The sequence below is a fragment of the Mucilaginibacter sp. GW821-FHT07H05 genome, from assembly GCF_059418485.1.
Window position 1 is genome coordinate 203,437 of the sequence record NZ_JBWKPY010000003.1, and the last position, 25,503, is coordinate 228,939.

A 25,503-nucleotide genomic window follows, 5' to 3' on the forward strand; every position below is an offset into this window, starting at 1 on the left:
ATCAATTATATTTAAATTTTTTCATGCACCTTAAAACATAACTGTCTTATAAATAATTATTTACATAATTTATAGCTACAAATAATTTATATTTTGGATAAATTATTAGGACGCTCTTTACAGGTTTGCAAATTTTGACGTTAACCAATGTTTCATAAACCTGTATAAAGCCATGCGTAAAACTTTCCTATGTATTTTACTTGTTATTAATAGCCTGCTGATAGGCCGGGCGCAAACCATCACTTCACCTGATAAAAACCTCACGCTTACATTTGCACTCCGGGAAAACGGTGTCCCTGCTTACCAATTGACCTATAAGAACAAGCCGGTTATTAAAAACAGCAAATTGGGGATAGAGACCAAAGATGTCCCTTCGTTTATGGATGGCTTTACCATTACCAAATCAGAACAAAGCACTTTCGACGAAACCTGGAGCCCGGTATGGGGTGAACAAAAGAACATCCGTAACCACTACAACGAGTTATTAGTAACCCTGGCCCAAAAAGCGGTTAAAGATCGTTTCATTCGTATCCGCTTCCGCTTATTTAATGATGGCTTAGGTTTCAGGTACGAGTTTCCATCCCAGCCTAACCTCAATTATTTTATCATTAAAGAAGAACATACGCAGTTTGCCTTAGCCGGCGATCATAAAGCGTTTTGGCTGCCGGGCGATTTTGATACGCAGGAATACGAAACGGTTACTTCAAACCTGTCGGAAGTAAGGGCTAAGATGAAGGCCGCCGTTACGCCCAATGTTAGTCAAACCACCTTTTCGCCAACCGGTTTGCAAACGCCTTTGATGATGAAAAGTAAGGATGGTTTGTATATTAATATTCACGAAGCCGCTTTGGTAGATTACTCCTGCATGTCGCTCAACCTGGATGATAAAAACTTTGTGCTGGAGTCGTTTTTAACGCCCGATGCTATTGGCGACAAGGGTTATATGCAAGCCCCAACGCAAAGCCCGTGGCGCACGGTTATTGTGAGCAATAAGGCCGGGGATATCCTGATATCGAAACTGGTGCTGAACCTGAACGAGCCGACCAAATACAAGGATGTATCCTGGATTAAACCGGTTAAATATATTGGTGTATGGTGGGAAATGATAACCGGCAAAAGCACCTGGGCCTATAGCGATCTGGACAATGTGCAATTAGGTGTGACAGATTATACAAAAGTTAAACCCAATGGCAAACATGCTGCCAATACCCAACATGTAAAAGAGTATATTGATTTTGCTGCTAAAAACGGGTTTGATGCCGTTTTGGTAGAAGGCTGGAACCAGGGCTGGGAAGACTGGTTTGGCAAAACCAAAGACTATGTTTTTGATTTTGTAACCCCCTACCCCGATTTTGATGTAAAAGAATTGCACCGTTATGCGGCATCAAAAGGTGTAAAGATCATTATGCATCACGAAACATCCGGCTCGGTACGCAACTATGAACGCCATTTGGATACTGCGTACAAGTTTATGGTAGAAAATGGCTACAATGCCGTTAAAAGCGGCTATGTGGGGCAGATCATCCCGCGGGGCGAACATCATTACGGTCAATGGCTGGTGAACCACTACCTGTACACCATTACCAAAGCCGCCGAATACAAAATTATGGTGAACGCCCACGAAGCCATCAGGCCAACCGGGTTGAGCCGCACTTATCCTAACCTGATTGGTAATGAAGCGGCCCGCGGTACCGAATATGAATCCTTTGGCGGTAACAGTCCCGACCATACTACCATTTTGCCTTTTACCCGTTTAATGGGTGGCCCGATGGATTATACGCCGGGCATTTTTCAAACACGCATCAGCGCTTATAATCCCGATAATAAATCGTTTGTGCATACCACGCTGGCCAAGCAATTGGCGCTGTATGTAACTATGTACAGCCCTTTGCAAATGGCTGCCGACCTGCCCGAAACCTACAATAAATTCGCGGATGCGTTTCAGTTTATTAAAGATGTAGCTATTGATTGGGATGACAGCTATGTTTTAGAGGCCGAACCGGGAGATTATATTTCCATAGCCAGAAAAGCCAAAAACAAAGATCAATGGTATATCGGGAGTGTTACCGACGAAAATGCGCGCATAGCCACAATTACATTTGATTATCTGCCGAAAGGCAAAACTTACGAGGCTATTATTTATGCTGATGGAAAGGATGCCAGTTACGATAAAAATCCGCAGAGTTATACAATTCGTAAAATGAAGGTTAATTCAAAAACCGTTATCAAGCAAGCCGTTGCCCCGGGCGGAGGATTTGCCATCAGTGTGAAGTAATGATTAACTGTTATCAAGCAAAAAACCACCTGTTATTGATTTACAGGTGGTTTTTTGCTTGATTATTGACCGGTTTAATACATATCAGTTGGTTTCGGACTCATTTGCAAACTCAATTTGCCACCCTTAACCACATCGGCAAATGATATAAACGGACGATGCAAATACTGACCATTGAGTTTAAAGCTCTTTACATAAATGTTAGTACCGCTATTGTTCTTTGTTTCAATGATAAACTGTTTCCCCTTATAGTATTTGTTGTTTAGTTTGATGGTCACCTTATCAAACAGCGGACTGCCTATTCCAAATGTGGGTTTGATATCTGTTAAGCCTTTTACATCAAACAAGCCGATGCTTGATATCACATACCAGGCGCCCAATTGCCCCTGATCTTCATCCTGACCGTAACCGTAGCCATGTATGCCATCGGCACCATAAAACACATTACAAATGCTGCGTACCCATTTTTGCGTTAATGATGGCTTGCCAGAATAATTAAACAACCACGAGATGTGCAAGTTGGGCTGGTTGCCGTGATTATAAGGCGCTTCCAAGCCCGAAAATGCATCCAGCGTAGTACCGCCGCCAAAGGCGTTCTTTTGCGAGAAGGTAAACACGCTATCGAGGCGTTTGTTAAACTCGGCCTTGCCTACTTTTGCTACAAGGCCTTGCGGATCCTGCGGTACGTAAAAGGTATACTGCAATGCGTTACCCTCCTGGAAACCGCGCCACACCTCGCTGGGTTTAAAATTGTCGATAAGCTGTCCGTTAGCCAGCTTTGGGCGAACCAGTTTTAGTGATGGGTCATAAATATTCTCCCATCCTTTCGCCAGGCGCGAGAGCAGGTTATAATCAGCGGTTTTACCCAAAGCCTTAGCCCACTGCCCTACGGCATACGAACTGAAAGCATATTCGAGCGTATGTGAGGCCGAGAACTGCCACAATTCGCCGCCACCTTTGCCTTTGTCTAAATGATCTACATAGCCGTTTTTTACAAAACGGGCCACATCAAGTTTACCCGCACCGTGCGGCCGGTTTTCGCCGTCTATCTCGTTTTTGAGGGAAGCGGCATAAGCCTCTTTAACATCAAAATCGCGGATACCGCACATATAAGCGCTGGCGATAGCCAAACTCACAAAGTTGGTGCCCACGCCCGATACATAAGCGCTGTTGGCAATCCCATCAGCCAGCCAGCCCGAATCTTTGTAGATCAATAACTGGCTCTTAATAAAATCTGAATAATACTCCGGATAAGCAATGGCCCAAAGCTGGGTAAGGTTCCAAAAACCGCCCCAAATGGCATCGGTATTATAATGATTATACTGCGGGCGCTGGTTTTTATCCAACGGGATTTGCCCTATGCTGCCATCATTTTTGGGGTAAGCGCCGTTTACATCGCTTGCCAGTCCGCGGCCAAGCAGGGCATGGTACAAGCCGGTATAAAACTTAATTTTATTTTCGCGATCAGCGGTTTCCACCTCAATCCGGTGCAGGTAATTATTCCAGATGGTATTCGCTTTTTTCTTAGCCGCGTCAAAAGTTAAACCGGTGGCTTCCTGTTGTAAGTTTAAGCGCGCGTTTTCAATGGAGGTATAAGATAAGCCCGCTTTTATGGTAATGCTCTCCTGCTCTTTGGTATTAAAGCTAAGATATAAACCCGCACCCTTACCATTGGTTTCATTTTGACCAGCTACAATTTCCGCGCCTTTAAATGTGCCGTAAGCATCCGGCTTTTTATCCAGCACCGCCGAAAAATACATGGCTACCTGCGCCCCGGGCTGATATTTAAGTACGTAAACGGGTTTGGTGATCACATAACCTTCAACCCTTCCGTCGGGAGTAATGTATACTTTGGCATCTTTTACTTCGCCGCTTTCGCCCTGTTTATTGCCGATATCAAACAGGATATGCGACTCCTTCCCTGCCGGGAAAGTATAGCGATGATAGGCTACCCGGCGGGTAGATGTTAACTCGGCTTTAATGCCGTAATCTTTTAACAGTACCGAATAATAACCGGCGGTAGCATGTTCATCCTTCCGGTCAAACTCCGACCGGTAACCTTCGTCCGCATGTTCCAACCTTCCGGGTGTAGTTTGTAGCTTGCCGGTAATTGGCGCAAATACTACGCCTCCTACCTGGAACTCGTGAAAGTTAGCGAACCCTTCTATCGAAGTATGCCGGTAATCGTAACCAACCGCATCCCAGCCATGTGCATTGCCATAATGCCCGTTGGTTGACGGTGCGGGCTTTGCCATACCAAATGGCGATGCCCCGGGTGTAAAGAAAAACCAGCGGGAATGTGCCGTACCGATCAGGGGATCAACGTATGTTGTCAGATCGCTTTGCTGAGCGTAAACTATCATCGGAAAACCCATAGCCGTAATAGCAAACACCATCCGTAAAAACGGGCTTTTGAAAATCTTTAACATCGTATTAATGAATTGGTATATGTTGATCATCAGCCTGGCGCCCTGCAGTGTCAACACCTTTTTCCTTCCAGTAGTTTTCAATATGCTCCAGCGATTGGCCTTTGGTTTCGGGCAGCAGCTTGTATACGGTAATAAAGGCTACCACGCAAAAGAAAGCGAAGAACCAGAATGTGCCGGCGCTGCCGAAATCCTTCAGTAAAATTGGGGTAAGCTGGCCTACTATCGTATCGGCTACCCACATGGTCATGATACTGATAGCCAGCGCCCGGCCACGTATGGCGTTCGGGAAGATCTCGGATGCTACTACAAATTTCAGCGGACCGATAGAGAAAGCAAAGCAGGCCAAAAATGCCAATACGCATACTAATAACCAGATACTGGCTGTGGCACCATAATAAAAACAGAGCCCGGTAGCCAGTAAAGTAATAGCAGCCCCGGCGGTGCCCCATAAATACAAGGGCCGCCTGCCCCAGCTATCTACTTTCCATATCGCGATCAGGGTGAACAGCATATTGGCTACGCCAAAAATCACCTGACTGATTAACGAATTACTTAACGAAATACCGGCATTGCTTAAAATACTCGGCCCGTAATAAATAATGGCGTTAATCCCGCTGAATTGCGAGAATAATGGCAGCAGAATACCAATCAGCAAGGCCTTGCGCATACCCGGGGCAAATAGTTCTTTATAGGAACCCTCGCGATGCACCGCATGTTCTGTTGACGTGCTGCGGGCCTCATGCCCTGAAATACGGCTGATGATATCCAGTCCCTCCGCTTTTCGGCCTTTTTGGATCAGCCATCTCGGGCTTTCGGGAACAACGAACAGGCCCACTAAAAATAGTATGGCAGGTATAGCGCCTAAGCCAAACATCGCACGCCATATTTCGGCTTTAAACATACTGCCGTCGGCCGCCCCGTTTGCATAACTAACCAGCCAGGCATTACTTAAATAAGCCACTAATATGCCCAATGTAAGCGCAAACTGATAATAAGTAACCAGTCGCCCGCGTATTTTGGCAGGTGCAATTTCGGATATGTAAAGCGGTACCACGTTAGATGCAATACCAATGCCTATACCACCCAAAACTCGCGACGCGATAACCCAAAATAGCGATGGCATAAGAGCACAGCCGATAGCGGATAGTAAAAACAAGGTAGCTGATAGCAATAGCGGTTTCTTCCGGCCTAAGCGGTCGCTCAATTCGCCCGAAAAAGCTACGCCGATAATACAGCCTACCAGCGCCGCCGATACAAACCACCCCTCCTGCACCGCGCTTAAACTGAATTGTTTTTCCACAAAGGGCAGCACGCCCGAAATAACCGCCATATCAAAACCAAACAGAAAGCCGCCAAGCGAGGCCACAATGGTAATGGTACTTAAGCTGATGCTTTTATCTTTCATCATTATTGGTTTAAATTGGTTAAATGTTATTTTATCGGTGCCGACATGGATGGCGGCGCATCGCCGGGCTTGCTGCCCCAATTTACGTTTGGTTTGGGTCCCATCACCAATACCAAACTGCCGCCGTTTACCACATCCTGGTGATAGATCCAGGGCCTGGTTAAAGGCTTACCATTAAACGTGGCCGATTGTACATACCTGTTCACATCCGAAGTGTTTTTGGCTTCGATAGTGAATGTTTTTCCTTTATAGTATTTGTTATCCAGCGTGATGGTTGTTTTGGGAAACAGCGGACTGCCAATCTCATAAAAAGGTTTGGTGGATGCACCGCCATCCGTTTCAAATAAGCCCATAGCCGACATAACGAACCACGCCCCCATTTGCCCTTCATCCTCATCGCCTAACCAGCCGTGATATGGGGTTGAACCATAATACTTGTTCATGATCTCGCGCGTCCAGTTCTGCGTTAACCAGGGCTTGCCCGAATAGTTGAACAACCATGCTGCCTGCATATTGGGTTGGTTACCGTGGTTAATAGGCACCAGATCGTACATATCTCCATCCGCGTTAAAGCTGAATTTGGACGATTTGATAAAGCCCTGGTCCAGGCGGTTATTAAATTCATCCTTACCCATCAGGTTAATAATGCCCTGCACATCATGCGGGTTAAAAAAGCTGTATTGCCAGGCATTACCCTCCAAATAACCAGGTCCGTTAAAAGAGGTACAGCATAAAGGGTTCCAATCCTTCACCCAACTGCCATCACGGTTTTTCATGCGGATGTATTTTACTGAAGGGTCCCAAACGTTTTTATAGTTATCGGCACGCTTCATAAACATTTCGTATTCCTTTGTTTTGCCCAGGGCCTTGCAAAATTGCGCCACGCACCAATCATCATAAGCATATTCTAATGTGTTGGATACCTGCCCTTCTTCGTTAGGTACATAGCCCAGTTTCAGATACGATTCGTAATACTTATTGCCTGCAAAACCACCTTCAGGCGTTTTAACACCCGGCGTTGTTTGCTGGTGCATCATCGCCTCGAAAGCCAGGTTCGCGTCAAAATCGCGGATACCTTTCTGGTAGGTACTGGTAATCAGCGCTATCTCGTGAGATGCCTCCATAATACCCGAATATTCGATACCGGCCGGGCCTTTGGGCAGCCAACCGCCTGCTTTGTAGATCTCCAGGAACGAGCGCGTCCATTTGCTGGCAACATCAGGGTTAACCAATGTCCACAACTGGTTTAAATTCCAAAAAGTATTCCAAAACGCATCCGAACCTAATATCGGCGAATTGGGGTCTGATTGCCTTTCCTTTTCATTAGGATCTATCCATTTACCGTTTACATCGCTCCACGTAGTACGCGCTACGTAAGAGCGGTACAGGTTGCTGTAAAATTTCTTTTTATTGACTTCGGTACTGCCTTCAACTTTAATTTTGCTGAGCAAAGCGTTCCAGGTGTTCCTGGCATTGTTATGTACGGCAGCAAAGCTCCATTTAAACGGATCCATCTCTGTTTTCAGGTTCAGGCGTGCCTGATCTATACTAACCAGCGATATAGCAGTTTGCATTTGCCTTACCTCGCCTTTTTTAGCTTTAAAATCAACATAAGCGCCCATTTTGCCCTTACCCGAAATCTCCTTTACATCTTTGGTGATCTTGTTACCCACCCATCCGCCAAAGGCTTCAAAGGGTTTATCAAAACGTATCACAAAGTGCACGGTATACTCCTGCCAGCCCCATTTTTGGTGCGAATAGCCTTCAATTTCGGTATCGCTCACTTTGGTAAATTTGGCATCCAATATTTCAGCCGTGTTTTCAAAAGGCACATCCAGATTTAACAAAACGTGGGCATCCTCATCAGTCGGGTAGCTAAATTTAAAGAAACCCGCGCGGGTTGTGCTGGTTAGTTCGGTTGTGATATCGCCGTTCATCAGCTTAACGCCATAATAACCCGGACTGGCCTTCTCGGTTTCTTTATAGATCCTTGAACGGTAACCGGTTGTCCAGCCAGTAGTTGGATTATCGGCCGATCCGCGCTTGATATTTAAAACACCCACCGTTGGCATAACCGATAACCCGGCCATCGTCCACGAATGGATATGACTGAACCCGCCGATGTTATTTATGGAATACTCATACCCCGATTTCCAAACAGCCTCCTGATTATCAGGCGATAATTGCACCATCCCGAAAGGCATTGTTGCACATGGTGTTAGCATCCAGCGCGATTCGGATGTCCCCAGCAAGGGGTCGGCATAGTCAACCGGCTGCTTTTTTTGCTGCGCGTTAACCGATAACAGCGCGGCGCAGATAAGGCCGGAAGCAAGCAGGGATTTTTTTATTGTTGATATCATGATAGTTATGATTTAAGGAATGCTTTGATCACCTTGGCGCATTGAGGGCCATTGTTGTATAAAGTATAAGTTTGGGCCGCGGCCGGGATTACAAAAGTTTCGGCATAGTGGTAGGTGGTTTTTCGGCCATCTGCTGTTACTACGTTAATTGATGTACCCTCTACCAACATTAATACATGGCACACGTTTTCGGTTTGGATGGTCACCTCCGAATTAAATTCCACACGGTGCACATCATAAAAATGATCTTTATGGGTAGGCAGGTGTACCAGTTGCCAATCCGTACCGCTATCAATAACCGATTGTTTGGATATTAATTCCTGTACAACCTTCTCTCCCTTACGGTCGAACTGAAGATTGTTAAAAGCATGTTCAATATTAATAGCCCGGGGTTCACCATTTAAATCAAGCCGCAGCCAATCGTACATTTTAAAGGTAAAAATATAGGGTGTAGCGCTAATCTCTAATACCATATTACCCGCACCGGCGCTATGTACAGTGCCGTTAGGAATCAGAAAAAGATCATGCTTGTGTGCGTGATGCGATTGTACATATTTGGTGATCTCTACTTCGGTGCCATTATCACGACTGTCTTCCAATTTTTCCCTGAACTTATCCGGGTCGATATTTTCCTGAAAGCCTAAATATACGTTGGCTTTTTCCTGGCAATCCAATATATAATAGGTTTCGTCCTGCGTAATGGTTTCGCCAAAATGCTTTTGGATATAGGGTACCGAAGGGTGGCATTGGATAGACAGGTTGCCCCCATCCCAGGTATCCAGGAAATCAAACCGGATGGGAAACTCATAACCAAATTTTTCGGCATGTTTACCCAAAACTGCGTTATGCTGACTGAACATCAGAAAATCAAAAGATACCTCCAGCAAATTGCCGTCGCTTTCAAACACCATACCGTTTTCCGGTACGATCAGCTCAAACGACCATGCGTAATTCACCTCGTTTTTATTAATGCCTTCAATACGGTCTTTCATCCAATGGCCGCCCCAGGCGCCCGGCTCAAACCAGGGCCGTACACGGAATGCTGTTTTACTTAACTGTTGTAAAGCTGCTCTAAAATCAAACGCTTTCATCCAATTCAGGTCTTCTTTCCACTGCGCATCAGCAATGATCTCAATCCTGTCAAGAATATCCTTTTTGTATTCGTTTAATACCACCCAATCTACAAAGTAAAAACGCTTGTACATTTCGGATGGACTTTCGGCGATGTTATTACCTAAGTTAGTGACCGAACCGGCGCGCATCCGCAATTGCAATTCATTTTTTGGCAGGTCGAAATATACCAGGCGCGCATCAGTGGCCAGCATGCCTGCGGCTGTACCCATAACTATGGTTAGTTTGTAATTTGTATCCGGAGTAATTTGTCCGTTAAAATTATAAAAATCACTTAACTGTAACTGTGCCTTTGTGCCCCAAACAGTATTAGGTGCACCCCAATAAGGGGCAACCATTTTTTGGATCACATCGGGGGCTTTAAGATAATCAGCGGTATCAATCCAATGTACCGTCAGGCCTTGTTTATCAAACTCTTCATCCAGGCATTGCTTAATATCATTCCAAAAAACGCCGGCGTAACCATCCAGGGCAACAAAACTGTATTGTGCTATCCACTGGGCCAGCGAACGATAACCATTAAATATTTGATTAGCCCCAACCGTGTGCCATGGAAAAATATCGTATCCATCAGGCTTATCAGCACCGGCCTTTACAGGCATTAATGGCTGCATACCCGTCCTCCAATCTGTCGTGGTTTTATTTTTTGGTATGTTTAAGCTTATATCCATATAGAATTTGTAATTTACAGTAAAAAGTCACACGCATTTGTATACCATTGTTTAACCCGGTGAAGTGCCCGTATGTATGCATATAGCAGTCCTGATTTCTTTTCCCGATTGTGAAAAATGCATTTGCAACAGGTTCAAGTTTTGTAATTGGTTTTATAAATGGATAGATATCATCATGCAGTTAATATGTACAAACATATAAACATGTAGATAATTAACAAAATATTTTTTTAAATTTGTTTTTAATATGGTATTCCCGAATAAAACATACGGCATACAAACGGAACAACCTGAATTTTGAAGCACGGGCTTAGCCCAAACAACCGATAAACTACATTAAATGAAGTTCTCTATTAATCATAAAAGCCCGGTGCCCCTGCACTTGCAAGCCGAAGAGCTTTTGCGCAATATTATCAAAGACCCGCAATATGCCGATGGCAAATTTTTACCTAACGAGGTTGACCTGGCCAAACAATTAGCCATTTCGCGCACAACCTTAAGGCAGGCGCTTAATAAGTTAGTTTACGAAGGCTTATTGCTCCGTAAAAAGGGCGTGGGGACAAAAGTCGCCGGGGCCTCGGTGAGTTCAAAATCAAATAACTGGCTTAGTTTTTCGCAGGAAATGCAGGCCCGGGGCATACCTATTAAAAACTTTGAGCTGCATATTAGCTGGGTAAACCCGGATGACCAGATAGCCAACTTTTTTGAGATCAGCACTGATAAAAAGATCCTGAAACTGGAAAGGCTAAGGGGCCGCATTGAAGGCCCATTTGTATATTTCGTCTCCTATTTTCATCCACGCGTGGGCCTAACCGGCGACGAGGATTTTAAACGCCCGTTATACGAGATCCTGGAAAAGGATTACTCGGCTATAGCCAACCTGTCTAAAGAGGAGATCAGCGCTAAGGCGGCCGATAAATTTATTGCCGCCAAGCTGGAAATTGAGCATGGCAGCCCTATACTTTTCCGTAAAAGGTTTGTTTACGACCAGGGCGACCGCCCTATTGAGTTTAACCTGGGTTATTACCGTGCCGATAGTTTTATATACACCATAGAAAGCAGAAGGGAGTAGCCTGTGGCTACCCCCTATCATACTCCAACTTACTGAACCAAACTTATTTTTTCTTCAGGAAATCCTGCTCCTCGTCTTTATACTTTACCTGCAATGCCTTTAACCGCGCTTTTAAGCCGGTAACTATGGCCTGATATTGAGGTTTATTGTAAACATTTGTAGTTTCATAGGGATCCTTTTTCAGATCGTAAAGCTCCCAGCCATCAACAGGATCGTAAAAGTGCATTAACTTATATTGCCGCGTACGTATGCCATAGTGAGCCGTAAGGTTAAACGACTTTTCATAATAATGATAATAGATCTCGTCCCGCCATTTTTTAAGCAACGGCTGCCGGGTCAATAAGGGCTTCATCGATTCGCCCTGCATATCTGCAGGAGGCTTAATCCCGGCCAGATCAAGCAGCGTAGGCGCGATATCCAGGTTTAATACAAACTGACTGAGCTTGTTACCGGCCTTAATAGCTTGCGGATAACGGATCATCATGGGCGTACGGAACGATTCTTCGTACATAAAGCGTTTATCATACAAACCATGTTCGCCCAAATAAAAACCCTGATCAGACATATAAACTACGATCGTATTTTTCGCCAGGCCTGCTTTATCCAGGTATTTCAGTACCCGGCCTACATTATCATCAAGCGACATAACACAGCGCAGATAATCCTCCATTAAACGCTGATACTGGAACCGGGTTACCTCGGCCCTGGTATGCAATGTTTTAAATAGCTCATATTTCTGTTGATAAGCTTTGTCCCATATCCGGCGTTCTTCGGGTGTCAGGCCGGCAAGCTCCTTCTGGTATTCACCAGGCGCCCAGTTATTAATGACGTTAACCGGGCAGGTATCACAGGGGATCTTACTATCATAGCGGATATCCAAATCGTTTTTAATAGTAATACTCTGGCGTTGCAGGGCCGGCTTATTTACATAATCATCGTAAAAAGTATGAGGCAGCGGGAACTGAATATGGTTAAATTGATCCAGGTACTTAATGGGCGGCATGGCATTGCGGTGCGGCGCCTTGTGATGCAGCATCAAAAAGAAGGGCTTGTTTTTGTGGCCACCTATCCAATTAATGGCCAAATCGGTGATTATATCGGTTACATAGCCGCTATACGCGGTATCCTTACCCATCTTAATAAATTTAGGATGGTAGTAATTACCCTGATCGGGCAGGATATTCCAGTAATCAAACCCTGTAGGGGTACTGAATAAGTGCCATTTGCCCACAATTGCTGTTTGATAACCATATTGCTGAAGTATTTTAGGCAGCGTTTGCTGGGCGCCATTAAAATAGGTACCGTTATCCTTCATACCATTTATATGTGAATATTTCCCCGTCAAAATTACAGCGCGACTGGGGCTGCATACCGAATTGGTTACATAAGCGCGCTGCATTAATGCACCTTCTTTGGCAATACGATCGATATTGGGGGTTTTTACAAGTTTTGATCCGTATGCACCAATGGCCCGCAGCGCATGATCATCAGCCATAATAAATAAAATATTGGGTTTGGTTAAACTTTTTCCCTTTTGCTGGGAAAATCCACTAAAATGTAAGGACAATATGGCAAGCAGCAACAAGTATTTTTTAAATTTCATAGTGCATGAATTTATTGCGCAATTATAAATAAAATTCATGTATGTACATTATAGTGATATTCTTAAAATTTCACCGGATAAGCTGACCTCGGGCTAAACTAATAGCGAATACTTGTGTTTTTCACTTCAATAAAGGCCATTAAAGTCCTGCAGGCCTCTATTTATAGTTTATAAATAAGTATTTACTGTACTTCTGCATCTGCTTAATACACAGGTATAAATAGCTTAACACAAAAATATTATCAAATTAATTTGGAATAATAAAATAATTTATATGTTTGTACATTATAACATATATAAACCTGCAATTATCATGAAAACATACGTGCCGACAATTAAAGTGTTGCTGATCATGATGATGGTGTCCATAAATTATTGATATAAGAATATCATGAATGCTCGCATCCGAAACTGTGATCATAGAAATGATAAACTGACTGATTAGTGTTGCATATACAGCTGCAATATTAATCAGCTATCGCTTACTGGGAAACTCTAAATTAAAACCAATGATAAACTACGTACAAACCGCTCAAATCAAGTTAAAAAAGGCGCACCGCTGCCTGAAACATCCTACCTAAATCATAACATCATACTGTTAATCAATTAATTATAACCACGTAACATGATTTAAAATTTTACTTTTTATGAGATCTTTTTCACATAATTACATTACAAAACTAAGGCAAAAACCTCCCGGTGCCTCAGTTTTGCAGCACATAGCTTCCCGAAACAGGGCTTTACCATTATCGCGATATCACATTGGAGGCCTCCTGAAACCGGTGTGCAGACTGTCGCTTGTTTTATTAATGGGGCTATTGATGTCGCTTTCTGCTTACCCGCAGTCTGCCGCGAGAGTTCAAGGGACAGTAACGGATGAAAAAGGAACAACCTTACCGGGAGTAAGCATAGCCATTAAGGGCACAACCACGGGCACCTTAACCGATGCCGCCGGCCATTACAACATCAGTGTTTCCACGGGCCAAACACTGGTGTTCTCTATGGTAGGTTACAATACTGTAGAGGTAGCGGTAAATAATCAAACTACTATCAACGCTAAGCTTATGCCTGCTACATCGGCACTGAACGAGGTAGTGGTAGTGGGTTATGGGCAGCAGAAAAGGCTTTCGCTGACCAGCGCTGTATCGTCTGTAAGCGCCTCGGATATAGTGACCACTAAGAACGAGAACCTGCTGAACACCTTAGCAGGTAAAGTACCGGGCCTGCGCATTGTACAAAACACAGCAGAGCCGGGCGCATTTGCCAACAACTACGATATACGTGGTATGGGCAGTCCGCTGATCGTTATTGACGGTATCCCCCGTACAGACATTGCCCGTGTTGACCCTAACGATGTTGAAAGTATTTCGGTATTAAAAGATGCGTCGGCTGCGGTATACGGTGTGCGCGCTGCCAATGGCGTTATTCTTGTCACCACTAAAAAGGGTAAGGCCGGCACGATAGAGCTTAATTATACCGGCAATTTTGGCTACCAGGTGCCTGTAAATTTCTCAAAATCCACCAATGCTGTAGAGTATATGATCCTGGCTAATGAGCAGGCGGTGCACAACAGGGCGAACGCGACAAGGGGAGCCCGATTATATACCGATGCTAATATTGCCGATTATCAGAACGGCACCAAACAAAGCACCGATTGGAACGACGCGGTTATAAAAAGAAGTGCCGCGCAAACACAGCATAACCTAAGCGCCAGCGGCGGTAGCGACAAATCGCAATATTATGTAAGTTTGGGCTACACCGGCCAGGATGGTATTTTAAGAACAGGTGATCAAACTTATCGCAAGTATAACCTGCGATCTAACCTAAGTTCAAAGATCGCTAAAAACCTTACGTTCGGCCTTAACCTGTCGGGTACCATGGATGTTACCAATGCGCCTTACCAGCCAACCTGGTGGATTATCCGCAGCACATGGTACCAGTTACCTACGCTACCGCTGTATGCTAACAATACCCCGCCGTATTATAACGCGGTACCTAACCCTCCGCTACAGGCACTTGCGCAATCAAGCATCGAAACAAGCGGTTACCGCAACTTTAATAACAAATGGTTCCAAAGCGCGGCTAACCTTACTTATGATGTCCCTTTTGTTAAGGGCTTAAGCTTAAAAGGTGTTTACAGCTTTGACTACATTTTGAATAACAACAAAACCTTCCAAAAAGCATATAACGAATATAACTACGATGCTGCCACAGGTAACTATCTGGTAGGTAACGTACAACAATCGCCAAGCACTATACGCCGCGAAATGTTTGAGTACCCTACACGCCTTGCCCAGTTCTGGTTAACCTATAATCACAGTTTCAACAATGTGCACAATGTGTCAGCATCGTTGATTTATGAAGAAAGTACCCGGAGCGGCGATAACTTTTACGCACAGCGCGAACTGGCTATCCCAATAGATCAGCTGTTTGCAGGTAACAGTACTAACCAGCAGGGCAGCCAAAGTTCATCGCAGTCAAACGCTTTCACATATAAGAACGCGGCTTATGTTGGCAACTTCACTTACGATTATAAATCGCGCTACTTTGCTAAGTTCGGCTTCAGGTACGATGGCTCATCGCGTTTTGCCACAGCACGCCAATGGGGTTTCTTCCCCGCAGCTGAGGCGGGCTGGCGTATATCTGAAGAGCCTTTTTTCAAATCGATAAAAGCGCTGGCGTTTATTACCAGTTTAAAATTCCGCGGAAGTTACGGTGTACTGGGTGATGATTCGGCTTCATCGTACCAGTTCCTTACCGGTTATACTTATCCAGCAAGCGGTTCGGCTACAGGCCAGCCGGCAGGTTCGGTGTTCGACGGTACATTCATCAACGGTGTGCAGAATAAAGGTATAGCTAACCCTGCAATCAGCTGGTACACCTCAAAAACGTTTGACGCAGGCGTTGATCTGGAAGCATGGGATGGTAAGCTGAGTATTACTTTCGATTATTTCCGCCGTAACCGTACCGGCCTGTTAGGCACACAATCAGGTTCACTGGCCGATGTTGTGGGCGCTTCCCTTCCGCAGCAGAACCTTAACTCCGACCGTAACGAAGGTTTTGATTTTGAATTGGGTACCCGCAACCGCATTGGCAAGGTGAATTATAACGTGAGGGGTACTTTTGGTTTCACCCGCATCATGAACGTTGTATCAACCGCGGCGCGCTTAGGCAACTCTTACCTTAACTGGAGCCAGAAAAACGGCTCGAATATAGCTACCGGCGCTAACAGGTATACCAATGTTTATATGGGTTATACATCTACCGGGCAGTTCCAAAACTATAGCGCAATCCAAAATAGCCCTTATTTTGTACCAAGAAATACAGTTGTGGGCGACTACGCTTATGAGGATTGGAACGGCGACGGCCAGATCAACGGTGATGACATCCACCCTATCGGTAATTTCGGTTTACCATTAATAACCTTTGGCTTTAACATAGGCGCAGCGTACAAAGGCTTTGATATTAATGCCTTGTTCCAGGGTGCGGCCATGGTTAATGCCAGCTATGTTGAGCAGGCACAGCAGCCGCTTTGGGCTGGTGGTAACGCGCTTACCCAATTTTTGGACAGGTGGCACCCAACCGATCCTAATGCCGACCCTTACAGCCCATCTACCCAATGGACACCCGGTTACTACTCCTATACTGGCACATACCCTATCACCAACAGTACCGGTAATACACACAGCGCTGCATATGTACGTATGAAAAGCCTTGAAGTTGGTTACAGCTTATCTAATAAATTACTGGGCCGTTCAGGTATCAGGGGCGTAAGGATCTTCTTTAACGGGTATAACCTGCTAACCTTTACCTCGCTTAAATATATGGACCCTGAGCACCCGTCGGGCACATCGCAATTTAATGCAAGCAGTCAGCAATATGACTATGCTTATCCTCTTGATAAAGTATACTCATTAGGAGTAAATGTGAAATTTTAAAACATAAGATAATGAGAACAAAGATATTAATACTGTTTCTTGCATTGATAGCCGTAACACCGGCATGTAAGAAAAACCTTGACGTTCCGCCGCTTAATATCATTGCTGATAAGGATGTATTTGGCAGCACAGCAGGTATTACCGCCTACATGGCACGTATTTACAGCGAAGTGCCAATGGAAGATTTTAAATACCAGGCAGCCAGCGGTTTCAAAACTTTCTTTTACGGCTCGGCTTATGCCAATGCCGGCGAGGCCATTAGCCGCGATATAGCCAATACTACCGAAACCTTTGGGTATTGGGCCGATGGTTACTCGCTGATACGCGAATGCAACTATTTTATGGAAACTTTACCGCAGTATGCAAGCACTTATACCGCCATCCAGGTGAACAACTGGATGGGCGAAGCACGTTTCATCCGCGCGTTCACCTACTTCGCGCTTGTAAAACGGTATGGCGGTGTGCCGCTGGTTGATAAAGTGCTGACCAAACTAGGCGAATCTATTGATGATATAGTGGCTGAGATGGAAAGTTTTAAAATACCCCGCGCATCTGAGCAAGCCATTTACGATTTTATCGCATCGGACCTGGATTATGCCTACACCAACCTGCCCGAAACGAACAGTAAAGGCCGTGTGAGCAGATACGCCGCAGCCGCTTTCAAATCAAGAGTGATGCTGTTCGCGGGCTGTATTGCCAGGTACAATAACATTAACCTAACCAGCGGCGGCGTACAAGTTTGCGGTATACCGGCAACTAAGGCTAACGATTATTTTAAAGCCGCTTATGATGCGGCCACCTTAACCAACGGTAAATACAGCTTGTATAAGGCATCATGGTCTGCTACAGACAAGGCCGCGCAGGCCTTAAACTATGCTAACGCTTTTCTTGACGCGGCAAGTACCGAGAATATCTACATCAGGCAATATAAAGTGCCCGATGCGGCGCATTGGTATGATGCCAACCAAATACCTCACCAAATGTGGGGTAACGGTTACTCGGCCGAGACCAATCCTACGCTTGACTTTGTAGAAATGTTTGAAGGCATGCCCAAAAATACCGATGGCACCTTCCAAACTTTGGATGCCGCAAGCCACTATTTATTGTACGATAATGCCAGTGACCCTTTCGCAAACGTTGAACCACGTTTAAAAGGTATGGTACTGTTCCCCGGCGACCAGTTTAAAGGGCAAACTATAGACATCCGCCGCGGTATTTACACCGGTCCATCTGCCGGCGGCATCAATAAGCTGGTGCCTGCCAATAGTACAGCCTTGTACCCTACAACCAACCTGGTTGTTTCCGCAAGTGATGCGCAAACCCCTTATGATATAGGCGGCGGCAAAAAACTGACACCGGCCGGTAGTAGTGGTTTCTTTACCAACATCAGTGGTGTGGCCGGTTGTATATCAGGCTTTACCATCCGTAAATACCTCGACCCTAATAAAGCTGCCGCAGATCTTGCCACCAACAAATCAGACCAAAGCTGGATAGAGATACGGTATGCCGAAGTACTGCTTAACCGTGCGGAAGCCGCGATGGAATTATTCAATGCCGGTCAGGGTGCTGCTTATCAAACCCAGGCGTTGACCGATATTAACGCGATCCGTGACAGGGCCGGCGCTACACTGGCTACTGTTGCCACATTAAACCTCAATGCCGTACGCACCGAAAGAAGAAAAGAACTTGCTTTTGAAAACAAAGCGTGGTTTGACCTGCGCAGGTGGCGCATAGCTGATACCGAAATGAACAACCGCGTATACCGCATACTTAACGGTTTTTATTCAACAACTGCCGCCAAATATTTTTATGACGACCGTTGGGATGAACGCGCAAGCCGTTATACTTTCGATACAAGGTGGTATTATGAATCGATACCTACCGCGGTAATTGGCAGAAGCACCAACTTAGTTCAAAACCCAGGATATTAATTTAGTTAGTGATGAAACGAATATTTAATTATATAGCATTAGGTTTGTTAGTTATTTCGGCAGCCTCATGCACCAAAACAGACAATTACGACGGTCCTGATCAAACTTTGCAGGGTAGTATTACCGATGTTGCGACCGGCCAGCGTGTACAGGGCGAGATTGGGGATAATGCAAATTCCAATCGTATCAAGCTATTGGAAATTAGCTGGAGCGCTAACCCTACCCCGCAGTACCTGGGTGTTAAACAGGATGGCAGCTATGTAAATACCAAAGTATTTAAAGGCACTTACAAAATAACTGCCGAGGGCCCGTTTGTGCCAATGGTTCAAACATCACCTGTGGTAGACCAAACCCAAACTGTAGAAGTACAAGGCGGTACTACTAATGTTGATTTTAAGGTAGAACCTATGCTGCGTGTAGAATGGGTTGGCACACCGGTGCTGAACGCCAATGGCACTATCACCGTTCAGGCTAAGTTTAGCAGGGGAACAGCCAACGCCTTGTTCCAAAACAACATTACTGATATTGCGGTATTTGTTAATACCAGCCAATATGTAGGCAATAATATTAACGATGGTGCCCGCACTACCAGGGTAAGCTATTCTGGTAACACGGCCAATGCCGCTATTGGAACAACCATTACACTGACAACTTCGGGTGGAGCGCTGCTAACCGGCCGCGATTACTATGTGCGTGTAGGCGCAAGGACCGATTATGGCCTTAAACAATACAACTATAACGAACCCAAAATGGTAACTGTACCATAGTAAAAAAGAGGCCGTCTTTTTGAGAAGACGGCCTTTTTTCTTGGTCAGATGTGTTTATTTAATATTCCAATATTAATCATTTAACAGTAGGCGTGGCGTTATTTTCGCCCTTATCTACAGCCGGATCTTCCTCTGGCGGGCCCGGATCGCCGCTGTCATTATCCGGTGTTACGGTGGGCACGCGCACATCATCTGGCTTGGTTTGTTCGTTTTCCTGCTTGCCTTTTTCGGTACCGGTATCCGGATCGGCATTTGTTACCGAATTATCCTGATTAGTGATCCGCTCATCTTTCGGGTTATGCACATCACCGCTTTCTGTTTGCAATATATTATTCATCGTTTTGTATTTAGTCTCCCTGTTTAAACAGCTAATACCCGAACATGTTTCAACCGTATCATACCAAAGACACTATTTAAGTTCAGATGCCTTATCTTTGCGTTTAGATGGCGCAAAAAAATTCGGCATACAGTCAACTCATTAAAACTGAGGCTAAACGCCTGGGTTTTATGTTTTGCGGTATTGCCAAAGCCGGTTTCCTGGAAGAAGAGGCGCCGCGACTGGAAGCTTGGTTAAAAGCTGGTATGCATGGCGAAATGCAATACATGGAAAACCATTTTGATAAACGCCTCGACCCCCGCTTATTAGTAGATGGCGCAAAATCGGTTATCTCACTGGCCCTTAACTACTATACCGAAGATAAGCAGCTTGACCCCTTAGCTCCTAAGATATCCAAATACGCTTATGGCGCTGATTATCATTTTGTTATTAAAGATAAACTGAAGCAATTATTAAACTTTATACACACCCATATTGGCGAGGTAAATGGACGTGCTTTTGTAGATTCGGCGCCGGTGCTGGATAAGGCATGGGCAAAAAAAGCCGGACTGGGTTGGGTAGGTAAAAACAGTAATTTGATTAACCAGCGATCGGGCTCCTTTTTCTTTTTGGCAGAGTTGATCGTAGATCTGGAACTGGAGTATGATATAGCGCCCACGGCCGACCATTGCGGCACCTGCACCCGCTGCATTGATGCCTGCCCTACCGAGGCCATTGTGGGCCCTTACGTGGTTGACGGCAGCCGCTGTATCTCCTACCTCACTATTGAGCTAAAGAACGAGCTCCCACAGGAATTTAAAGGAAAAACCGACGACTGGATGTTTGGCTGCGATATTTGCCAGGATGTGTGCCCATGGAATAAATTTTCGGTACTGCATACCGAGCCCGCTTTTAACCCTCATCCCGAATTATTAGGTATCAGCAAAAAGGATTGGGAGGATATTACCGAAGAAACTTTCCAAAAGGTATTCAAAGGATCGGCGGTTAAGCGCACCAAATATGCTGGCCTAAAACGCAATATAGATTTTATTAAATAAGCTTACGCTTGTGCAAATAAAAGCCCCCCATTCAGGTTGTAAATGGAGGGCCTTTTCATCTGTTTAATGATGTTTTTATTTTTGCAATACCATTACCCCGTTCATTAGCAATGTACTGCCGCCATCGGCTACTATATTATATACCTTCTGTACCCCTCCGCCCTTTTCTGTTTTTTGCAGAACTGTAAAGGTTTCATATTTGCCGGTTTGCTCATTTAAACAAAGCACCTCCTGCCCCTGGGCTATCTGGCCAATTTTGATGTTACCATCTTTTGTCATCATCGGGTGATTAGGGGTTGCCTGTAACACTTTACTGTTCAGGTTAATCATTTGTCCGGCTTTGGTGTTTTGCGTACGGGCAGCTACCAGTACCAAACGTGTTAAAGCATAGTTTTTGGCATCGTGCGTGGTCAGTTCCTTTACCTTCACTACGCTTGCAGTTTTAGTTGCCGGGTCTATGGTAATTATCTCATCGCCGCGTTTAATCGTATTCAGCAGTTTTTTACCGCCGTTAGCCATCGTCACTTCCTCATCACCCGGGAAACAGATATCGTTGCCATAGGTAGCATTCTCCTCCTTCATATCCTTCCCGCCGTTAATCACTTTATATTGCTGAAAGGCCATTTCTTTGGAAAGGATATAAGATAACTTCAGGATGAAATTAGTTTCTTCTTTATTAATGTTATCAATATCGTTAAAGTACTTATCCCAAACTTTGGCATCAGCAGTAAAATCGGGCACAACGGCTTTATATACTTTACCTTTCTCGTTGGTATAAAATACCATCAGGCCTATTTCCTGCATGCCTTCCTTAGCTATCAGTTTATACAGGTCAATACGCTTTTTAAGGCCATCGCTGCCAGTGATGAAATAAGGTTTGCGGCCTTCGTATCTGTCCAGCACATAAGCATTCTCAAATTTCACATAAGTATCCTTATCCAGGTCAGCAATGGCGAAGGTTTGAGCTTTAGTGTATTCGTCCATGGTTAATGGCCGCGGATTTGGCGTTTTAGTTTGCGCCTGTGCAAATGATACGATCAGTGCTAAAAGAAATGTAGAAATGAAATTACGCATACGTTTTTTGTGTAAAAACCTATGGGCCTTTCGGCGCCATAGGTCTGTTTTTTAGATCAGCAATATATATGTTCGTCCCGGTAGTAGCTTAAGATAGTTGTTTAAAAGCGTCGGCAAAAGCCTGCATCTCTTCCATGGTGCCAATACTTACACGACAATAGTTTTTATTGTTGTAAGTCCACGTGCGTATGCTTACCCCTCTTTTGCTCATTTCCGAATTAAACTGCATGGTTGGCATTTTAATCGGGAATAATACAAAGTTAGCCGATGAAGGAATATAATCATACCCCTCTTTTTTCAAAGTAGCATACAGAAAATCCTTCGAAGCCATTGTTTTTTTCAAGGCATCTTTTAAAAAGTCGGTTTCCTGGTAAGCTGCTATAGCCGCCGCAATAGTAGTTGCAGAAATAGACATACCGCTTGATGTGTAATTACTGATAGCACGCAAAGTATCAGGCTGGCCTACAAAATAGCCGCAGCGTAAACCCGCAAAACCATATAGTTTGGAGAAGGTACGCGCAACTATTACATTCTGCCCTGCTTTTACAGCGCCCATCAGGCTTACTTCTTGCGGATTTGGCAGATAGTCGATATAAGCTTCATCAACCATAACGGTGGTTTTTTTAGAAACACGTTCACAAAATGCTTTCAGTTTAGCCGTATCTAAGGTGGTAGCTGTAGGGTTATTAGGATTGCAGATGTAGACGATGCCGGTATTAGCATCAACTTTTGCGTCCATTGCATCCAGATCAAGCTTCATATCAGCTGTCATAGGTACCTTTATCCAACTGCCGCCATATCTTTCAGCAGAGCCGGGCAGGTCATTGTATGACAGATCGCCGCTGATCACGCTTTTGCCTCCTTTGGTAAAGTGCATAGCGGCCGCCTGTAATAATGGCGATGAACCTGAGCTTAATAATATATTAGACGTTGTAAGGCCTTCGTGTTCGGCAATTTTTGCAGAAAGCTGGCGCTGCGAACCCATTGGGTAACGGAAACTGCCGTCGATAGCCTCCTGTAAAGCCTTTTTAGCAGCAGGCGAAGGTCCGAAAGGGTTTTCGTTGGCGCTTAATCTGGCCTTCATCTCTCCCGGCGGCAATTGCCTTAAAAACTCCTGTTCAGATAAAAATTCGGCGCCTGATGAAATCCCTGCATTGCCATGCAGCGGGGCTGCCGCTAAAGAGTTAATAGTGCCCGACGCTACTGCCAGTCCCCCGGCCATTAATGCGCTTGTTTTGATCCAGCTTCTGCGATTGATTGTGTTTGCCATGTGCTTAAGTTTTTAGTATGCTTTAAAATTTATCCCTTTACACCCTGTGCAGGGTAACTAACCCGTTGTTCGGTAACACGCCCGTGCAATGCCGCAACCACACTCCTCGCCGACTCAAAGGCACCTGCCATCCAGGCATTTAAATAAGTTAAATGTTCGCCCGCGAAGTATACCTGTCCGTCGGGTTTTAATAAGGCCGGGTATTGGTTTTTGCGCGTATCGATGGTATACTCGCCCCAGCCGCCTAAACTGTACTTGGTTTTATGCCAGCTTACTGAGAATGACTTTTCAAACTCGGTATCATACTGCGGATGTACCAACCGGCCTTTTGTAAGCGCCAGTTTTTCACGTTCGGCATAGCTTAGCTCGCCTGTACGTTTGGCTTTATCGTTAAAATTATAGTAACCGATCAGAATGCCCTTTTTACCCAGGTAATCGTACGACGGATAAAAGATCTGCGTCAAATCGTTATTAGTATGAGTAATGCCACCATAAATATGATCATCCTCTTCCCAAAAACGGCGTTTAAATTGCAGGCCTATTTTACCGGTTTTCATATAATCGATATAATCGATAGCCCGGCTCACATCTGATGAAAAATTATGGCTGATATTGCTTAGCACCGGTAAGGGCAATGTGCAGATACATAGATCGCCGTTCAGGCTGTGTTCGCCAAGCGCGTCCTTATAGATAATATTTACCCCCTTAGGTGTGTTGGTGATCTTAGTTACCTCGGCGCCGAGCTTTATGTTTTGCGCTACCTTTTTCTCCAGCGCCTTAGCTATCTGGTCCATCCCGCCAACGGCCTGAAACATGGTCATCTGCAACTCGTAGGTATATTCGGCTACATTATAAAAATCAGGATCCATCAGCCCCGAATTGATCAGATCCGCCAGTTTATGCGGATCGCCAATTTTACCCGGCTTATCCCCTGCCCCCGGTGCCTCGGTATATCCCCTGCGGGCCGATGCCTTGTACAGTTTATCAATATTTAAGCCACCCTCTGCAGCCAGGTAAGATATTACCTTTTCGGTATCCTCTTTGGTTAGGGCAGCATCAATATTGCCGTGATCCATGGTTTTGGCCAGCATTTCGGTCATATACCCGCGTATATCGTTATGCACTTCGCGTACGCGGATCTTTTTGTTGGATAAGGGGCCTTTGCCTTCGGCAAAATAATAGGCGCCTTCGTTTACATTATTATAAACCTGTATGGGGACATTTAGTTCTTTGCAGTAATGCAGTGTAAGCTGGTGGTGGTGCGGGATGCGCGACGGGCCGGCGTTAAAATACAGGCCATCGTCAAAAGATGCTGTTGCGGTGGGTTTATCAGTTTCGGTATTGGTACTGCCATTACGGATGCTCCAACATCGCCCTCCGGTTCTTTTCCGGGCTTCCAGTATGGTACAGGTATAGCCTAATTTATTCAGCTCGTAAGCGCTGGCCATCCCGGCTAAACCCGCGCCTAATATAATTACATGTTTGCCGCCGGCATTTCCTTCTAAATTAAAGGCGTGTGCAGGCGCCGCTTTAAGCATACCCAGGGCCATCATAGCCGGATAAGCGCCGCCGGCCAGCATTGCTCCCTTATTTAAAAAATCGCGCCTGGATATCGTCTTCAAAGGAAATAAGTTTTAGTACTGCTAAAGATAATCTTTTATGCCGATTATTATCAATCGTAACATATTTTTTAGACAAACCTTACGAAAATTCATTATCGACACTAAAATAATTACAAAATTGAGCATACAAGCCCAATAAATAAATAATTGTTAAAATTTGTTAAATACTTTTGTTAGTTACGAAACTTTCGTAGATTTACTGAACAATAATAGAAAATGGAAAAATTAACCATACAAGAAGAAGAAGCCATGCAGGTAATATGGCAAAGCGGTGGCGGTATTATCAAGGATTTTTTAGACCTGATGAACGAGCCCAAACCACCCTACACTACCCTGGCATCAACCGTTAAAAATTTAGAACGTAAGGGATTTTTAGACAGCACCAAGCTGGGCAATACCTACCGCTACCACCCTACCATTGCTGAAGCAGATTATAAAAAGCGCTTTATGAATGGTTTTGTAAGCGATTACTTTCAAAATTCATATAAAGAACTGGTTACTTTTTTTGCTAAGGAAAAAAAGATCAGCGCCAGCGAATTGCAGGACATTATTAAACTGATTGAAAACAATAAAAAATAAAC

The 25,503-nt window shown here is 44.7% G+C and carries 16 protein-coding genes; 7 read left to right on the forward strand and 9 right to left on the reverse strand.

Annotated elements, in window-relative coordinates; genetic code table 11:
* Window positions 1-172: 172 nt before the first annotated feature.
* Window positions 173-2,275 carry a glycoside hydrolase family 97 protein gene (locus tag AC07M6_RS08730; protein ID WP_494888623.1) on the forward strand — a complete coding sequence of 701 codons (2,103 nt, stop codon included), beginning with the start codon at window positions 173-175 and terminating at the stop codon, window positions 2,273-2,275.
* Between the two features lie 74 nt (window positions 2,276-2,349).
* Here the strand turns inward: AC07M6_RS08730 and AC07M6_RS08735 are convergent, their stop codons facing one another.
* Genes AC07M6_RS08735 through AC07M6_RS08750 form a run of 4 tightly spaced genes read right to left on the reverse strand, consistent with a single transcriptional unit; the run spans window position 2,350 to window position 10,271 of the window.
* Window positions 2,350-4,704 carry a GH92 family glycosyl hydrolase gene (locus AC07M6_RS08735; RefSeq protein ID WP_494888624.1) on the reverse strand — a complete coding sequence of 785 codons (2,355 nt, stop codon included), beginning with the start codon at window positions 4,702-4,704 and terminating at the stop codon, window positions 2,350-2,352.
* A gap of 4 nt (window positions 4,705-4,708) precedes the next feature.
* A complete protein-coding gene (locus tag AC07M6_RS08740) occupies window positions 4,709-6,112 on the reverse strand; it encodes a sugar porter family MFS transporter (RefSeq protein ID WP_494888625.1) in 1,404 nt (467 codons plus the stop codon).
* A 23-nt stretch (window positions 6,113-6,135) separates the two neighbouring features.
* A complete protein-coding gene (locus AC07M6_RS08745) occupies window positions 6,136-8,469 on the reverse strand; it encodes a GH92 family glycosyl hydrolase (RefSeq protein WP_494888626.1) in 2,334 nt (777 codons plus the stop codon).
* A 5-nt stretch (window positions 8,470-8,474) separates the two neighbouring features.
* Entirely contained in the window at window positions 8,475-10,271 is a 1,797-nt protein-coding gene (locus AC07M6_RS08750; RefSeq protein WP_494888627.1) for a class I mannose-6-phosphate isomerase, read from the reverse strand.
* Between the two features lie 340 nt (window positions 10,272-10,611).
* Between AC07M6_RS08750 and AC07M6_RS08755 the strand changes: the two genes are divergently transcribed.
* The gene (locus AC07M6_RS08755) at window positions 10,612-11,343 is read left to right on the forward strand and encodes a GntR family transcriptional regulator (protein WP_494888628.1); all 732 of its coding nucleotides are present in this window, start codon (window positions 10,612-10,614) and stop codon (window positions 11,341-11,343) included.
* Window positions 11,344-11,386: 43 nt separating this feature from the next.
* Here AC07M6_RS08755 and AC07M6_RS08760 read toward each other — a convergent pair whose 3' ends face one another.
* Window positions 11,387-12,946: a sulfatase family protein gene (locus tag AC07M6_RS08760; RefSeq protein ID WP_494888629.1), complete on the reverse strand. Its 1,560-nt coding sequence runs from the start codon at window positions 12,944-12,946 to the stop codon at window positions 11,387-11,389.
* Between the two features lie 821 nt (window positions 12,947-13,767).
* On the opposite strand from AC07M6_RS08760, the gene AC07M6_RS08765 reads away from it, so the two are divergent.
* Genes AC07M6_RS08765 through AC07M6_RS08775 form a run of 3 tightly spaced genes read left to right on the forward strand, consistent with a single transcriptional unit; the run spans window position 13,768 to window position 19,582 of the window.
* A complete protein-coding gene (locus tag AC07M6_RS08765; protein WP_494888630.1) occupies window positions 13,768-16,884 on the forward strand; it encodes a SusC/RagA family TonB-linked outer membrane protein in 3,117 nt (1,038 codons plus the stop codon).
* Between the two features lie 11 nt (window positions 16,885-16,895).
* The gene (locus tag AC07M6_RS08770; protein WP_494888631.1) at window positions 16,896-18,815 is read left to right on the forward strand and encodes a RagB/SusD family nutrient uptake outer membrane protein; all 1,920 of its coding nucleotides are present in this window, start codon (window positions 16,896-16,898) and stop codon (window positions 18,813-18,815) included.
* Window positions 18,816-18,826: 11 nt separating this feature from the next.
* The gene (locus AC07M6_RS08775; protein ID WP_494888632.1) at window positions 18,827-19,582 is read left to right on the forward strand and encodes a DUF3823 domain-containing protein; all 756 of its coding nucleotides are present in this window, start codon (window positions 18,827-18,829) and stop codon (window positions 19,580-19,582) included.
* 76 nt (window positions 19,583-19,658) lie between these two features.
* Here AC07M6_RS08775 and AC07M6_RS08780 read toward each other — a convergent pair whose 3' ends face one another.
* Complete coding sequence (locus AC07M6_RS08780) at window positions 19,659-19,919, reverse strand: hypothetical protein (protein ID WP_494888633.1); 261 nt, start codon at window positions 19,917-19,919, stop codon at window positions 19,659-19,661.
* 107 nt (window positions 19,920-20,026) lie between these two features.
* Between AC07M6_RS08780 and queG the strand changes: the two genes are divergently transcribed.
* On the forward strand, window positions 20,027-20,956 hold the full coding sequence (gene queG / locus AC07M6_RS08785) for a tRNA epoxyqueuosine(34) reductase QueG (protein ID WP_494888634.1): 930 nt from the start codon (window positions 20,027-20,029) through the stop codon (window positions 20,954-20,956).
* 75 nt (window positions 20,957-21,031) lie between these two features.
* Here the strand turns inward: queG and AC07M6_RS08790 are convergent, their stop codons facing one another.
* The 3 genes from AC07M6_RS08790 to AC07M6_RS08800 form a co-directional block, all read right to left on the reverse strand.
* Complete coding sequence (locus tag AC07M6_RS08790; RefSeq protein WP_494888635.1) at window positions 21,032-22,030, reverse strand: Hint domain-containing protein; 999 nt, start codon at window positions 22,028-22,030, stop codon at window positions 21,032-21,034.
* A gap of 88 nt (window positions 22,031-22,118) precedes the next feature.
* Window positions 22,119-23,300: a pyridoxal phosphate-dependent aminotransferase gene (locus AC07M6_RS08795; protein ID WP_494888636.1), complete on the reverse strand. Its 1,182-nt coding sequence runs from the start codon at window positions 23,298-23,300 to the stop codon at window positions 22,119-22,121.
* Window positions 23,301-23,329: 29 nt separating this feature from the next.
* Window positions 23,330-24,922: a flavin monoamine oxidase family protein gene (locus AC07M6_RS08800; RefSeq protein ID WP_494888637.1), complete on the reverse strand. Its 1,593-nt coding sequence runs from the start codon at window positions 24,920-24,922 to the stop codon at window positions 23,330-23,332.
* Window positions 24,923-25,138: 216 nt separating this feature from the next.
* Between AC07M6_RS08800 and AC07M6_RS08805 the strand changes: the two genes are divergently transcribed.
* A complete protein-coding gene (locus tag AC07M6_RS08805) occupies window positions 25,139-25,501 on the forward strand; it encodes a BlaI/MecI/CopY family transcriptional regulator (RefSeq protein ID WP_494888638.1) in 363 nt (120 codons plus the stop codon).
* Window positions 25,502-25,503 lie beyond the last annotated feature (2 nt).

Bases quoted from the DNA above. Each gene is read 5' to 3' on its own strand.
- queG (WP_494888634.1), top strand. From the start codon at position 20,027: ATGGCGCAAAAAAATTCGGCATACAGTCAACTCATTAAAACTGAGGCT.
- AC07M6_RS08740 (WP_494888625.1), bottom strand. From the start codon at position 6,112: ATGATGAAAGATAAAAGCATCAGCTTAAGTACCATTACCATTGTGGCC.
- AC07M6_RS08770 (WP_494888631.1), top strand. From the start codon at position 16,896: ATGAGAACAAAGATATTAATACTGTTTCTTGCATTGATAGCCGTAACA.
- AC07M6_RS08795 (WP_494888636.1), bottom strand. From the start codon at position 23,300: ATGGCAAACACAATCAATCGCAGAAGCTGGATCAAAACAAGCGCATTA.
- AC07M6_RS08755 (WP_494888628.1), top strand. From the start codon at position 10,612: ATGAAGTTCTCTATTAATCATAAAAGCCCGGTGCCCCTGCACTTGCAA.
- AC07M6_RS08735 (WP_494888624.1), bottom strand. From the start codon at position 4,704: ATGTTAAAGATTTTCAAAAGCCCGTTTTTACGGATGGTGTTTGCTATT.
- AC07M6_RS08750 (WP_494888627.1), bottom strand. From the start codon at position 10,271: ATGGATATAAGCTTAAACATACCAAAAAATAAAACCACGACAGATTGG.
- AC07M6_RS08775 (WP_494888632.1), top strand. From the start codon at position 18,827: ATGAAACGAATATTTAATTATATAGCATTAGGTTTGTTAGTTATTTCG.
- AC07M6_RS08730 (WP_494888623.1), top strand. From the start codon at position 173: ATGCGTAAAACTTTCCTATGTATTTTACTTGTTATTAATAGCCTGCTG.
- AC07M6_RS08805 (WP_494888638.1), top strand. From the start codon at position 25,139: ATGGAAAAATTAACCATACAAGAAGAAGAAGCCATGCAGGTAATATGG.
- AC07M6_RS08780 (WP_494888633.1), bottom strand. From the start codon at position 19,919: ATGAATAATATATTGCAAACAGAAAGCGGTGATGTGCATAACCCGAAA.
- AC07M6_RS08790 (WP_494888635.1), bottom strand. From the start codon at position 22,030: ATGCGTAATTTCATTTCTACATTTCTTTTAGCACTGATCGTATCATTT.
- AC07M6_RS08745 (WP_494888626.1), bottom strand. From the start codon at position 8,469: ATGATATCAACAATAAAAAAATCCCTGCTTGCTTCCGGCCTTATCTGC.
- AC07M6_RS08765 (WP_494888630.1), top strand. From the start codon at position 13,768: ATGTCGCTTTCTGCTTACCCGCAGTCTGCCGCGAGAGTTCAAGGGACA.
- AC07M6_RS08760 (WP_494888629.1), bottom strand. From the start codon at position 12,946: ATGAAATTTAAAAAATACTTGTTGCTGCTTGCCATATTGTCCTTACAT.